Genomic DNA, 13,916 nt, shown 5'->3' with positions numbered 1-13,916 from the left:
TCAGAAGGAGGCGGCGCGCGGGACGAGCACGGAAATGCGCACCAGCTCGGAGAGGCTCTTCACCTGCATCTTCACCATTAGCCGGGCGCGATGCGCCTCCACTGTGCGGACGCTGATGCCGAGCTCATGGGCGATGATCTTGTTGGGGCGGCCCTCGAGCACGCCCACCAGCACCTCGCGCTCCCGCGCCGTGAGGCTGGCCAGACGGTCGCGGGCGATTGCCGCCTCCGAGCCGCGGCCATCGCCCGCGCCGCGAAGACCGAGCGCCTGGCGGACAGAGCGGAGCAGCGTCTCCTCGCCGAAAGGCTTCTCGAGCAGATCGACGGCGCCCGCTTTCATCGCCTGAACGGCGAGCGACACATCGGCATGGGCGGTGATGACGATCACCGGCAGATCGAGGCCGCGCGCCTTGATCTCGGCGAGCAGCTCCAGCCCGCTCGTGCCCGGCATTCGCACATCGGTGACGACGCAGCCGCCATCGCCGGGGCGGAGGCCGGCGAGAAAGTCGCGCGCGGAAGCATGGGCGCGAACGTCGAAATCCGCCATTTTCAGAAGAAGCGTCAGCGAGTCGCGAACGGCGGCGTCATCGTCGATGACATGCACGATGGCCGCGGCGCTCATGCGCGCGCTCCGCCCGGCCGAGGCCGAAAGGCGTGGTCGCCGGAAATGCCAAGATCGAAACAGTCTACCGATTGCATAAAGAACGGGTCCGACCACCCGAGCGTTTTGCGCCTCGACAGGCGCGTCGGGCCGGGATGATCCTATGTGGCGCGTCGATTGGCAATAGCCGCGTGACGCCCGCGTGACGCGCGTCCATCCGGCCGAGGACGCGCCTTCCAGAGTCCCTTCGGTTCGGAACGACCCGGCGGGACTCTGGAGCCGGAAGCTCTAGCGCTCGCCGCGCAGATAGGACGCCCGCGCGCCGAAGCGGGCGACGATCGGGTCGCCGCCACAAAGGGACTCCGGTGTCTCGCCCTGCGCGTCGCGGCGTCGGGGCCGGCGCCCCTCGCGAAAGAAGGACAGCACCACGCCCGGCTCGCGCAGAGGGGCGTTCCGGCCGCGGCGGGCGTCGACATAATGGCCGAGCAGCGCGGCCTCGAAAGCCGCCTCGCTCTCGGCGTGACGGACGAGGCCCGCCTCCGGATGGGCGGTGAGCAGCAGGCGCAGCACGATCAGCAGATCGGCGGCGCGGATCGTCACGCCGAGATCGAGAAAGCCGCGCAGATCGGCGACGATCATCTCGCGCACGGCCTCGAGCCCACGATGGCCGTTGAGCAGATAGCTCTCGAGCAACGCGTCATGCTCGCAAGAGGGGATGGCGCCGAGAACCAGCTCGTTGGAGGCCAGGCCCGTCTGGGCGGCGCATTGCGACACGGTAATCATGAGAAGCTCCTTACGCGTTACGCAAACTCGTTACAGTTCGATTGAAGGGCGATCAGCCGGCGGCAAATGAGGCCCGGCTATCGGCGAATGGGCAAAGCGGATCGGCAAAGACGAGAAGCCGAAAGAAATGCTCAAATTGATCGATTGCGTGCGGAGATCAAATTGATCCATGGACGTCATCAGCGCCAATTCTCCCTGGGCGGCGAGATTGCAGCGGGCCGCGCTATCCGTCAATACTTGTTAGCGGCCAATTCCAAAATTAGGACATGTACTTATGCGACGCATCGGCGCCGCTGGCTGTCACGAAAATCGTTCTATATCAATATATTATGATATAGGCCGGCATGGGGTGAGACACGGGATTTTTACGATCGTCTGTGAAATAATAGAAAATTCTATTCATTTATCGATCGAATATACTACAAATATATTCAAATTCTATGCGTTTTGCCCGACGATATGGCGAAGGCGCCGCCGCGCTCTTTCACGCCGCGCGGCTAAGATCGGCGATCACCGCGCCGAGAAAGCGCGCGGCCTCGCCGCCGGTGACGACGCGATGGTCGAAGGTGAGGCTCAGCGGCAGCATGCGCCGCGCGACGGGGCGGCCTTCGTCATCGGCGACGATCGCGCGGCGAATGCGCCCGGCGCCGAGAATGGCGACGGTCGGCGGCAGCACGATTGGCGCGGCGTAGCGCCCGGCGATCATGCCGAAATTGGAGAGGGTGATGGTGGCGCCGCGCAATTCCTCCGGCGGAATGCGCCGCGCCTCAATATCGGCGCGCATCTTGTTCAGCCCGGCGCGCAGATCGGAAGGATCGCGCTCGGCGACATTGCGCAGCACGGGCACGAATAATCCGCCTTCCGCCGAGTCGACGGCGATGCCGAGATCGATGGCGGCGAGCACGCGCCGCGCCAGCGCATGGGATTCGAACCAGGCGTTGAGTCCCGGCTCGACGCGGCAGCCCGCGACGAGCGCGCGAATGAGCCGCAATGTCGTATCCTCGCCCTGACCCCAAGCCTCTATGTCGGCGTCGTCCACCACTGTCGCCGCGGCCACCTCGGCTTGCGCCAACGCCATATTCTGCGCCATGGCGCGCCGAAATCCGCGCAGCGGCTCGGGCGGCGCGGCCTCCGACAATATGCGCGCCACGCGCTGCACATCGCTCGCGGTGATGACGCCATCGGCGCCGGAGGGCGTCACCATTGCGAGATCGACATCGAGCCGCCGCGCCAGCGCGCGCACCGCCGGCGTCGCGCGCAGGCCGGCGCCATTGCGCCCGAGCGGCGCCGCGCCTTCCTGCAGCACGCGGCCGCTCGTTTCCATCGCGCCGACGACGGTTCCCTTATCCTCTCTCGCGCGCGGCTCTTCGCCGTCGCCGGCGAAAGCGATGAGCGGGCCGCCGATGCGAATGATCTCGCCCGCCTGTGCGAACAGCTTTTCGATGCGCCCGGCTTGCGGCGACGGAATCTCGACGACCGCCTTCGCCGTCTCCACGGAGACGAGCGGCTGATCCAGCGCGACCTCCTCGCCGGGCGCGACATGCCATTGCACCAGCTCGGCCTCTTGCAGGCCTTCGCCGAGATCGGGAAGCTTGAAGACGCTCATGCCGCCTCCATCGTTTTGCGCACGGCGTCGGCGATGCGCGCGACGCTCGGCAAATATTGTCCCTCGAGCCGCGCCAGCGGCATCACGACGTCATAGCCGGTGACGCGCCGCACCGGCGCTTGCAGAAAATACAATCCGCGCTCGGCGATGACGGCGGCGATCTCCGCGCCGAAGCCCGCGGTGCGCGCGGCCTCCTGCACGATGACGCAGCGGCCGGTCTTCTCCACCGAGCGCAAAATGGTCTCGGCGTCGAGCGGCTTCAGCGTCGCAATGTCGATGACCTCGCAATCGACGCCTTCGCTCGCGAGGCTGTCGGCGGCGGCGAGCGCCTCATGCAGCATGCCGCCCCAGGCGATCAGCGTGACGTCGCGTCCCTCGCGCGAGACGAAGCATGTGTCGAGCGGCAGGCTCTCGCCATCGTCGATCACCTCCTGCTTGAAGAGGCGATAGAGCCGCGTCGGCTCGAGGAAGACGACGGGATCGGGATCGCGAATGGCTGCGAGCAGCAGGCCATAGGCGCGGGCCGGCGAAGAGGGAATGACGACGCGCAGGCCGGGCGTATGCGCGAGCATGGCTTCGGGGCTTTCCGAATGATGTTCCGGCGCGTGAATGCCGCCGCCATTGGGCGCGCGCAGCACCATGGGACAGCTGAGCCGCCCGCGCGTGCGATTGCGCAGACGCGAGGCGTGATTGATGAGCTGATCCAGCGCCGGATAGATGAAGCCGCTGAATTGAATCTCCATCACCGGCTTCAGCCCCATCGCCGCCATGCCGACGGCGACGCCGGCGATGGCCGCCTCGGCGAGCGGCGTGTCGAGAACGCGCCCCGAGCCGAAGCGTTGCTGCAGGCCGAGCGTCGCGCGAAACACGCCGCCATTGACGCCGATATCCTCGCCGAGAAGCAGCACGGCGGGATCATGCTCCAGCGCATGCGCGAGCGCGCGATTGACGGCCTCGACGAGAGTGAGCTCAGCCATGGCCGCCATCCTCCGGCGCGAAGCGCCGCGCTTCCTCATATTGATCGCGCATCGATTCCGGCAGCTGCGCGAAGAGATGATCGAACATCGCCGAGAACGCCTGCGGCGGCGTCGCGAGATAGGCGGCGACCGCGCGCTCCACCTCATCGGCGCAGTCTTTCGTGAGGCGCTTCTCCTGCTCCTCGCTCCATAATCCCCGCGTCGCGAGATATTTGCGCAGCCGCGCGATCGGCTCCTTCTCCGCCTCGCGCCGCACGATCTCGACGTCGCGATAGCGCGAGGCGTCATCCGCTGTCGTGTGGTCGCCGAGCCGATAGCTCAGCGCCTCTATGAGCGTCGGCCCGCCGCCGTCGCGCGCTTTCTCTATCGCCGCATGCGCGACATGGCGCATGGCGATCACATCATTGCCATCGACCTGACGTCCCTCGACGCCGGCGGCGACCGCTTTTTGCGCGAGAGTCGCGGTCGCCGATTCCATTTCGCGCGGAGTCGAGATCGCCCATTGATTATTATTGATGACGACGACGAGCGGAACGCGCCAGACGGCGGCCATGTTCAAGGCCGAGTAGAAATCGCCGGTCGACGCGCCGCCATCGCCGAGGATTGTCACCGCGACGCGTTTCTCATTGCGCAGCTTGAAGGCGTAAGCCGCGCCCGCCGCATGCGCCACTTGCGTGCCGACGGGAACGCAGATGGGAAAGTCGCTGCGCGGAACGGCGTAATCGCTGCCGCGCTCGTCTCCGCCCCAATAGACGAGATTTTCCACCATCGTCATGCCGCGCAGCAATTGCGCGCCATGGTCGCGATAAGACGGCGCGAGCACATCTTCTCCGCGCATGGCCGCGCCTATGCCGACGCCGATCGCCTCCTGCCCGAGAGCGGAGGCGAAAGTGCCGAGCTTGCCGGTGCGCTGCAGAGCGATGGCTTTTCCGTCATAGGCGCGCGTTCGCGCCATGGCGCGATAGAGGCCGAGCAGAAGCTCGGGGTCTATCGCCTCGCGCGGCGTCGCCGGGTCGAGCTCGCCCGACGCGGAGAGGAAACGAAGAAAGTCGATCTGGAAGGAGACGCCAATGGTCATCGGGCCTGCCTCGAGCTTCGTCAGAGTGACGTAAGGCGCCGCCTCGCGCTTTTCATCCGCCCTAGGGAATTTTTTGCTGCGTGAGCCGAAGAGCGCTTGAATCGCTCGCGCGCGCGCCCAGTTCATGATCCATGTCCGCGTCGTCCCTGTCCGCGTCGTCCAAATCAGACGCTTTCCCCTTCGTCGACGAATTCGGCCCGGCGAAAATCGTCTATGTGAGCACGCCGGGCGTCGGCCTCGAGGCGATCGTCGTCATCGATAATATCGCCGCCGGCCCCGCCATAGGCGGCGTGCGCATGGCGCCGGATGTCGGCGTCGAAGAATGCTTCCGCCTCGCCCGCGCCATGACGTTGAAGAACGCCGCCTGCGGTCTGCGCCACGGCGGCGGCAAATCCGTCATCTTCGGCGATCCTGCGATGCCTCCGCAGGAGAAAGAGCAGCTCATTCGCGCCTTCGCCAAGGCGATCGAGCCCTTGACCGATTACATTCCCGGCCCGGACATGGGTACGAACGAAACCTGCATGGCCTATGTGCATGACGAGATCGGCCGCGCCGTGGGATTGCCTGCCGTGCTCGGCGGCGTTCCGCTCGATGAGATCGGCGCGACAGGCTATGGCGTCGCCATAGCCGCGGAGGCGGCCGCGCCATCCGCCGGGCTGAAGCTCGAGGGCGCGCGCGTCGTCGTCGAAGGCTTCGGCGCTGTCGGTCGGCACGCCGCGCGATTCCTCGCGCGCAAAGGCGCGATATTGGTGGGCGCTTCCGACCGCCGCGGCGCGATCTATGACGCGGCCGGACTCGACATTGACGCATTGGCGCAGATCCGCAGCGAAGGCCGCAGCGTCGCCAGCCATGCGCGCGGCGAAGCGCTGGCGCCCGATGCGCTGCTCGCCGCGCCTTGCGATATTTTCATCCCCGCCGCGCGGCCGGATGTGTTGCGCGCCGATAATGTCGGCGGCTTGCAATGCAAGCTCGTGGTGCAGGGCGCCAATATTCCGGCGACCGCCGAGGCGGAGCGCATCATGTTCGAGCGTGGAATCGTCAGCGCGCCCGACTTCATCGCCAACGCCGGCGGCGTGATCTGCGCATCCGTGGAATATGCCGGCGGCGACGAGAAGGCCGCTTTCGCGGCGATAGAAGAAAAGATTTCCCGCAACATGCGAGAGATCATCGCGCGCGCTTCCACAATGCGCGTCTCATTGCGCGACGCTGCGACAGCGCTGGTGCAGGAGCGTCTGCGCAAGATGATGGCGACGCAGCGCTGGCGCTAGAGTTCAATTCTGTCGTGTTTTCTTCACGCGAACCGGTTCCCACTTCGCTCGAAAACACTCTAATTCACCGTCTCTATCGCCACCGCCGCCGCCTCGCCGCCGCCGATGCAGAGCGCGGCGACGCCGCGTCGCAGCCCATATTTGCGCAGCGCCGCGAGCAGAGTGACGACGATGCGCGCGCCCGAGGCGCCGATCGGATGACCGAGCGCGCAGGCGCCGCCATGCACATTCACCTTTTCGCGCGGCAGATCGAGCTCGCGCATCGCCGCCATCACGACGACGGCGAAAGCCTCGTTGATCTCGAAGAGATCGACGCTCGACAGCGGCCAGCCGAGGCGCTCGGCGAGCTTGCGCATGGCCGAGATCGGCGCCGTCGGAAACAGATTGGGCGGCCCCGCATGGGTCGCATGGGCGCGAATGATCGCCAGCGGCGCGAGGCCGGCGCGCTCGGCCCGCTCCCGCCGCATCAAGGTCAGCGCCGCGGCGCCGTCGGAAATGGCGCTGGAATTGGCCGCCGTCACCGTGCCGCCCTCGCGAAACGCCGGCTTCAATTTCATGATCGCCTCGATCTTCGCTTTCGACGGCAATTCATCGCGCGTGATCGTCGTGTCATGCGCTTCGATCGGCGCGATCTCCCAGTCGAAATCGCCCTGCTGCGCCGCACGCCGCGCGCGCTCGAGCGAGAGCGTCGCATAATCATCCTGCATTTGCCGCGTGAATTGATGCGTCGTCGCGCAATCCTCGGCGAAATCGCCCATCAGACGGCCCTTGTCATAGGCGTCCTCGAGCCCGTCGAGAAACATATGATCGAGGAGCTTCTTATGCCCCATGCGATAGCCTTCGCGCGCGCGCTCGAGCAGATAGGGCGCATTGCTCATGCTCTCCATGCCGCCGGCGACGATGGCGTGCGAGCTGCCGGCGAGCAGTTGGTCATGCGCGAGCTGGATCGCCTTCATGCCGGAGCCGCACATTTTATTGATCGTCACGCAGCCCGCGGCCTCCGGCAGACCGGCGGCGAGCGACGCCTGCCGCGCCGGCGCCTGGCCGAGGCCCGCTGTCAGCACGCAGCCCATGAGCACATCGTCGATCTGATCTGTCGGCGCGTCGGCGCGCGCCACCGCGGCGCGAATCGCCGCCGCGCCGAGCTCCGGCGCCGAAACTCTCTTCAGCTCGCCGAGCATCGCGCCGATCGGCGTGCGCGCCGCGCCGATGATGACCACGGGATCGAAGCTCTCGCTCATGTCCAGGCTCGAAATTCGAACTCCGGCGCCGCGCCGCCATCGAGCAGCGCCTTCACCGAGGCGTCGTCCACTTCCGCGAGCGTCGCCGGCGACCAATGCGGATCGCGATCCTTGTCGATGACGGCGGCGCGAATACCCTCAAAGAGATCATGCGTCGAAAGAAGATTGCAAGCCGTGCGAAATTCCTGGCGCAGGCACGCTTCCAGATTTTCCGCATCCGCCGCGCGGCGCAGCAGCTGCAGCGTCACTTTCAGGCTCGTCGGCGAGCGCATGGCGAGCGTCGCCGCCGCCTCGCGCGCGAACTCCGAACCCTCTGTCTCGAGCGCGGCGATGAGGCGCTCGACGCTCGAATGCGCCGTCACGCGCCGCAGCAAAGTCTCGTGTCGCGACAAGGCGCCGAGGCCGGATGATTTGGCGAAGCGCGCCAGCAGCGGCCGCAGCTCTTCCGCCTCGCTTATATCGCTCAGAAGGGCGAGCAGCTCTGGCAGCGAGGCCGAATCCACGAGCACATCCGCGAGCCCGGCGAAGATCGCGTCATGCGGACCGACCGTCATGCCGGAAAGCGCCATGAAGCGCCCAACGCCGCCATTGCGCGTGAGCAGCCAGGAGCCGCCGACGTCGGGAATAAAGCCGATCGCCGTCTCTGGCATAGCGAGACGCGTGCGCTCCGTGACGATACGAAAATTGCCATGCGCGGAAAGGCCGACGCCGCCGCCCATGACGATTCCATCCATCATCGCGACATAGGACTTCGGAAAGGCGGCGATGCGCGCGTTCAGCCGATATTCCTCGCGCCAGAACGTCTCATAGAGGCTGCGGTCGCCGACGCGCAACTCATAGAGCGCGCGAATATCGCCGCCGGCGCAAAAGCCGCGTTGGCCCTCGCCCGTCACCACGACGGCGACGATCTCCCGATCGGCGCCGAAGGAGTCGAGCGCGGTGGAAAAATCGCGCACCATATCCAGCGTCAGGCTGTTCAGCGCCTTCGGCCGGTTCAACGACAGGCGCCCGACCTTGCGCGTGCGAGAGACGAGAATATCGCTCATGCGCGGCGCCTTTTCTCGCGCTGGAGAAGCGATGCGCGCGCGGCGCGGCTCGCCGTCTCGCGTCCGAGGCTTTCGCAAATGAAACCGCCTGCATCTATCAGCGCGGCGAGATCGACGCCCGTCTCGATTCCCGAACGCTCGAGCATATAGACAACATCCTCCGTTGCGACATTGCCGCTCGCACCCGGCGCGAAGGGACAGCCGCCGAGGCCCGCGACGGATGCGTCGACGACGCCGACGCCCATCTCTACGCAAGCGAATATATTGGCGAGCGCCTGGCCATAGCTGTCATGAAAATGAACCGCGATCTGCGCCAAGGGAACGTCGCGTCCGACCTCTTCCACGAGCCGCCGCGCTTGCAAAGGCACGCCGACGCCGATCGTGTCGCCGAGTGAAATCTCGTGGCAGCCGAGCGCTGCGAGATCGCGGGCCAGCGTCGCGACGGCGCGTGGCGCGACCTCGCCTTCATAGGGACAGCCGAGCGCGCAGGAAATATAGCCGCGCACCTCGAGCCCTGCGCCGACCGCCGCTTCGACGACGGGCGCATAACGCGTCAGGCTCTCCGTGATTGTGCAGCCGATATTTTCTTTCGAAAAGCTCTCGCTCGCCGCGGCGAAAATGGCGACGCCGCGCACGCCGCAAGCGAGCGCTTCCTCGAGTCCGCGCGTATTGGGAATGAGAACGGACAGATGAACATGCGGCGGCAAACGAAGATGTGCGAGCACGCGCTTGGTATCCGCCATTTGCGGAACGCGATTCGCCGAGACGAAGCTTCCCGCTTCTATGTCGCGCAGCCCCGCCGCGGCCAGCTTCTCGATCAGCGTGACCTTGGTCTCCACTGAAACCATCGCGCTTTCATTCTGCAGGCCGTCGCGCGGGCCGACCTCGACGATGCGCACGCGTTGCGGAATCTTCATGCCGCTTCTCCCTCGGCGAAGACGATCAGCCGCTCGCCCTGCCGCACCATATCGCCGATCGTCGTCCGAATCTCCGATATGCGCCCGTCTCGCGGCGCCGACAATGCGATTTCCATCTTCATCGCCTCGAGCATGACGAGCGGCGCGCCTTTCTTCACGCTCTCGCCGACGCTGGCGAAGAGTCCGGTGACGCGCGCCGGCAGCGGCGCCGCGAGCGCCGCCTCGTCATCGCGTTCCGCGCGCGGCGGCGCGAGCGGATCGACGAGCGAAAGCTCGTGGTTGCGTCCATTCCATATGATGACGAAGCCTTTTGGGCGCTCGACGATCGAAAGCTTTCGCGCGACGCCGTCGATGCGCAGGCTCATGTGTTCTGCGTCGCTCTCGAGCGCGACGAAATGCAGCGACTTGGGGGTTTGCAAGCGGAAGGCGCCCTTGGGCAGGGGCGCGATCGTCAAGGGAATGTCGCGATCCTGGAAACGGACGAGCAGCTTCTGCCGCGCCGCGCCATTCAGGCGCCAAGCGTCGCTCGCATCCCAAGGCGTCTCCTCATTGCGCTCGGCGCGAAGACGGCGTAGCCGAGCGGCGGCGCCCGCTGCGAGCACGAGGGTTTCGGCGTCCTCGTCCAGCGCTTCCGATCCCGCGAGGATAAGCTCGAGATGACGCGGAAGAAATCCCGTGTCGATCTCGCCCGCGGCATACGCTTCGCTGTCGAGAATTGCGCGCAGCAACAGCAGATTCGTCTCCACGCCCACGATCTCGCAATCACGCAGCGCCGCGGCGAGCTTTGCGCGGGCGGTCTCTCGGTCTTCGCCATGCGCGACGATCTTGGCGAGCAGCGGATCGTAGAATGGCGTTACCGCATCGCCTTCACGCACGCCGGTTTCGACACGAATAGCGCCATCCTCGCGCGGCGTGCGCCAGTGCTCGAGCCGGCCGACACAAGGCAGAAAATCGCGCGCCGGCGTCTCCGCATAGAGTCGCGCTTCGATCGAATGTCCATGCGGCGCGATCTCGTCTCGGCGCGCGGGCAGCTTCTCGCCGGACGCGACGCGCAGCTGCCATTCCACGAGATCGACGCCCGATATCATTTCGGTGATCGGATGCTCCACCTGCAGCCGCGTGTTCATCTCGAGAAAGTAGAAGCTGTCGTCCTTCACGAGAAATTCGACCGTTCCGGCGCCGATATAGGAGACCGCGCGCCCGGCGGCGAGCGCGGCCTCGCGCAAGGCGTACCTCAGCTCTGTCGAAAGGCCCGGTGCGGGCGTCTCCTCGATGATCTTCTGATGACGGCGTTGGATCGAGCAGTCACGTTCTGGGAAAGCGACGAGGGCGCCATGCGCATCGCCGAAAATCTGCGCTTCTATATGCCGCGCGCCATCGAGCGCCTTCTCGATCAGCAGCGAATCGTCGCCGAATGCGGACGCCGCCTCTCGCCGCGCGCTCTCGATCGCGCCGCGCAGCTCGCCCCGCGTCGCGACGCGGCGCATGCCTTTGCCGCCGCCGCCCGCCGAAGCCTTGACGAGCACGGGAAAGCCGATGCGTATCGCCGCTGCGGCGAGGCTCTCGATATCTTGCGCGCCGTGAAAGCCCGGCACGATCGGCACGCCGGCGCTTTCCATCAATGCGCGTGCGTGCGTCTTGGAGCTCATGAGACGCATGGCTTGCGGCGTCGGTCCGATGAAGACGAGGTCGGCCTCGGCGCAACGCTCCGCGAATGCCGCGTTCTCGGAGAGAAAGCCATAGCCGGGATGAACGGCCTGCGCGCCCGCGCGGCGCGCGGCGGCGATGATCTTGTCGATTGCGAGATAGCTCTCGCGCGCTGGCGCCGCGCCCAGTGGATAGGCTTCGTCGGCGAGCGCGACATGACGCGCCTGCGCGTCGACGTCCGAATAGATGGCGGCCGCGATGACGCCCATGCGCCGCGCGGTCGCGATCACGCGGCATGCGATCTCGCCCCGATTGGCGATGAGAATCTTACGAAGCATCGTCGCGATCCCGTCTCCAATAGGGGGCGCGCTTCTCGAGGAAAGCCGCGAGACCCTCCTTTCCTTCCGCAGATGCGCGCCGCGCGGAGATCCGCTGCGCCGTCTCGCGCATCAGCGCTTCGTCGATTGGTCGTTCGGCAAAGAGCGCCACGGAGGCTTTCGCCTCGGCTTGCGCGCCGGGCGCGCCGGCGAGCAGCGCATCCACGATGCGCGCGACTCGCGCGTCCAGCTCTGTGGCGGGGGCGATCTCGTGAACGAGGCCGAGCGCGCGCGCCTGTGTCGCGGAGATCGTCTCGGCGCTGAGAAAATAGCGTCGCGCCTGGCGCGCGCCGATCGCGCGCTGAACATAAGGACCGATCACCGAGGGCGTGAGGCCGATCCTCGCTTCGCTCAAGCAAAAGCTCGCGGCATCGCTCGCGACGGCGATGTCACAGCAGGCGACGAGGCCGACGCCGCCGCCATAGGCCGGGCCATGGATCCGCGTGAGCGTCGGCTTGGGCAGCGTGTCGAGCGCGCGCATCGCGCGCGCGAGCAGAAGCGCATCCTCTTCATTGGCGCGCGGCGTGTCTGCGGCGACGCGCTTCATCCATTCTATGTCGCCGCCGGCGCAAAAGGCGGGGCCGTCGCCAGCGAGCAGGAGAATGCGCGTCTGCGAATCGTTCGCTGCACTTTCCAGAGCCGCGATGAGCTCGACGACCATTGCGTGGTCCAGCGCATTGCGACGCTCCGGTCGTGCGAGCGTGAGAGTGGCCACGCCGCGGGAATCGAGTGACGAGCGAAGAAGGGACATTTGCGCCTCACATGCGGAACAGGCCGAATCGCGTCGCCTCGAGCGGCGCATTGGACGCCGTGGCGAGAGAGAGCGCAAGCACGCGGCGCGTATCCGCCGGGTCGATGACACCGTCGTCCCAAAGACGCGCGCTCGCATAATAGGGGTGGCCTTGCCGCTCATATTGCGCGCGGATTTGCGCTTGATAGGCGTCATGGTCGGCTTGCGGCCAATCGCGCCCTTTGGCGGTGTAGCTGTCGCCGCGCACGCGGGAGAGAACATCGGCCGCCTGCTCTCCGCCCATCACGGAGATGCGCGCATTGGGCCAGCTCCACAGGAAGCGCGGACCATAGGCGCGGCCGCACATCGCATAATTGCCAGCGCCGAAGCTGCCGCCGACGATGACTGTGAATTTCGGAACAGCGGCGGTCGCCACCGCCGTCACCATTTTTGCGCCATCCTTGGCGATGCCGCGCGCCTCATAATCACGACCGACCATGAAGCCGGTGACATTCTGCAGAAACAGCAGAGGAATCCCGCGTTGCGCGCACAGCTCGATGAAATGTGCGCCCTTGAGCGCGCTTTCGCCGAACAGCACGCCATTATTCGCGAGCACGCCGATGCGATAGCCGCAAATATGCGCGAAGCCGGCGACGAGCGTCTCGCCATAGAGCTTCTTGAACTCGTCGAAATCGCTCGCATCGACGAGCCGCGCGATCAGCTCGCGCGCGTCATATTGACGGCGGCGATCGGTCGGAACCAGACCATAGATCTCCATCGGATCATAGAGCGGCTCGCGCGCCTCGCGCTTCTGCAGTGACGGCGACGGCGCCGCGCCGAGCGTCGCGACGATGTCGCGCGCGATGCCGAGCGCATGGCCGTCATTCTCCGCATAATGATCGACGACGCCGGAGCTGCGGGCATGTACTGTGGCGCCGCCCAATTCTTCCGCTGTCACGACCTCGCCTGTCGCGGCGCGCACCAGCGGCGGCCCGGCGAGAAAAATCGTGCCGGTATCGCGTACGATGATGGACTCGTCCGACATTGCGGGCACATAGGCTCCGCCGGCCGTGCAAGAGCCCATGACGACGGCGATCTGCGCTATGCCCGCGGCGGACATTTGCGCCTGATTATAGAAAATGCGGCCGAAATGATCGCGATCGGGAAACACCTCGTCCTGACGCGGCAGATTGGCGCCGCCGCTATCGACGAGATAGAGGCACGGCAGGCGGTTCTGCGCGGCGATCTCTTGCGCGCGCAAATGCTTTTTCACGGTCAGCGGAAAATAGACGCCGCCTTTCACGGTCGCGTCATTGGCGAGGATCATGCAGGCGCGGCCGCAAATGCGCCCGACTCCCGCGATGACGCCGGCGCAAGGCGCCTCGCCGTCATAGAGATCATAGGCGGCGAATTGGCCGATCTCGAGAAAGGGCGACATGGGATCGATGAGCGCGTCTATGCGGTCGCGCGCTGTCATCTTGCCGCGAGCGACATGCTTCTCGCGCGCAGCCGCGCCGCCGCCTTCGGCGATGCGTGAGGCGGTTGCGCGCAGATCGGCGACGAGGCCGCGCATCGCCCGCGCATTGGTCGCGAATTGCGCAGAGCTCGTATCCAAGCTCGTCTCCAGAACTGTCATTGCCAAATTC

13 protein-coding genes are annotated in these 13,916 nt (G+C 66.1%); 1 reads left to right on the top strand and 12 read right to left on the bottom strand.

Annotated elements, in window-relative coordinates; genetic code table 11:
• The 6 genes from K369_RS17800 to pdhA form a co-directional block, all read right to left on the bottom strand.
• Positions 1–621, bottom strand: coding sequence for a response regulator transcription factor (locus K369_RS17800; protein WP_018267663.1), 621 nt, complete (start codon positions 619–621; stop codon positions 1–3).
• A 267-nt stretch (positions 622–888) separates the two neighbouring features.
• Positions 889–1,383, bottom strand: a complete 495-nt coding sequence (locus K369_RS27265) for a hypothetical protein (RefSeq protein ID WP_198033150.1) — start codon at positions 1,381–1,383, stop codon at positions 889–891.
• Positions 1,384–1,413: 30 nt separating this feature from the next.
• Positions 1,414–1,617, bottom strand: a complete 204-nt coding sequence (locus K369_RS27260; protein WP_198033149.1) for a hypothetical protein — start codon at positions 1,615–1,617, stop codon at positions 1,414–1,416.
• Between the two features lie 250 nt (positions 1,618–1,867).
• Entirely contained in the window at positions 1,868–2,989 is a 1,122-nt protein-coding gene (locus K369_RS17790) for a dihydrolipoamide acetyltransferase family protein (RefSeq protein WP_036292927.1), read from the bottom strand.
• Positions 2,986–3,966, bottom strand: a complete 981-nt coding sequence (locus tag K369_RS17785) for an alpha-ketoacid dehydrogenase subunit beta (RefSeq protein ID WP_036295676.1) — start codon at positions 3,964–3,966, stop codon at positions 2,986–2,988. Before K369_RS17785 ends, K369_RS17790 begins: the two co-directional genes overlap by 4 nt.
• The gene (gene pdhA, locus K369_RS17780; protein WP_036295672.1) at positions 3,959–5,044 is read right to left on the bottom strand and encodes a pyruvate dehydrogenase (acetyl-transferring) E1 component subunit alpha; all 1,086 of its coding nucleotides are present in this window, start codon (positions 5,042–5,044) and stop codon (positions 3,959–3,961) included. Before pdhA ends, K369_RS17785 begins: the two co-directional genes overlap by 8 nt.
• A 146-nt stretch (positions 5,045–5,190) precedes the next feature.
• Here pdhA and K369_RS17775 point away from each other — a divergent pair, with 146 nt between their 5' ends.
• Entirely contained in the window at positions 5,191–6,312 is a 1,122-nt protein-coding gene (locus K369_RS17775; RefSeq protein WP_036295669.1) for a Glu/Leu/Phe/Val dehydrogenase, read from the top strand.
• A gap of 59 nt (positions 6,313–6,371) precedes the next feature.
• On the opposite strand, the gene K369_RS17770 is transcribed toward K369_RS17775, so the two are convergent.
• The 6 genes from K369_RS17770 to K369_RS17745 are packed head-to-tail and all read right to left on the bottom strand — an operon-like array spanning position 6,372 to position 13,906.
• Entirely contained in the window at positions 6,372–7,553 is a 1,182-nt protein-coding gene (locus K369_RS17770) for an acetyl-CoA C-acyltransferase (protein ID WP_036292925.1), read from the bottom strand.
• Positions 7,550–8,599, bottom strand: coding sequence for an enoyl-CoA hydratase/isomerase family protein (locus K369_RS17765; RefSeq protein ID WP_036292923.1), 1,050 nt, complete (start codon positions 8,597–8,599; stop codon positions 7,550–7,552). The genes K369_RS17770 and K369_RS17765 overlap by 4 nt, the downstream gene beginning before the upstream one ends.
• A complete protein-coding gene (locus K369_RS17760; protein ID WP_036292921.1) occupies positions 8,596–9,516 on the bottom strand; it encodes a hydroxymethylglutaryl-CoA lyase in 921 nt (306 codons plus the stop codon). Before K369_RS17760 ends, K369_RS17765 begins: the two co-directional genes overlap by 4 nt.
• Positions 9,513–11,501 carry a biotin carboxylase N-terminal domain-containing protein gene (locus K369_RS17755; RefSeq protein ID WP_036292919.1) on the bottom strand — a complete coding sequence of 663 codons (1,989 nt, stop codon included), beginning with the start codon at positions 11,499–11,501 and terminating at the stop codon, positions 9,513–9,515. Before K369_RS17755 ends, K369_RS17760 begins: the two co-directional genes overlap by 4 nt.
• Positions 11,491–12,291, bottom strand: a complete 801-nt coding sequence (locus tag K369_RS17750; protein ID WP_036292917.1) for an enoyl-CoA hydratase-related protein — start codon at positions 12,289–12,291, stop codon at positions 11,491–11,493. The genes K369_RS17755 and K369_RS17750 overlap by 11 nt, the downstream gene beginning before the upstream one ends.
• A 7-nt stretch (positions 12,292–12,298) precedes the next feature.
• Positions 12,299–13,906, bottom strand: coding sequence for a carboxyl transferase domain-containing protein (locus K369_RS17745; protein WP_036292915.1), 1,608 nt, complete (start codon positions 13,904–13,906; stop codon positions 12,299–12,301).
• Positions 13,907–13,916: the final 10 nt, after the last annotated feature.

This window comes from Methylosinus sp. PW1, from assembly GCF_000745215.1.
In the GTDB taxonomy this organism is placed as follows: domain Bacteria; phylum Pseudomonadota; class Alphaproteobacteria; order Rhizobiales; family Beijerinckiaceae; genus Methylosinus.
This window is presented reverse-complemented; position numbering and strand designations above follow the sequence as displayed.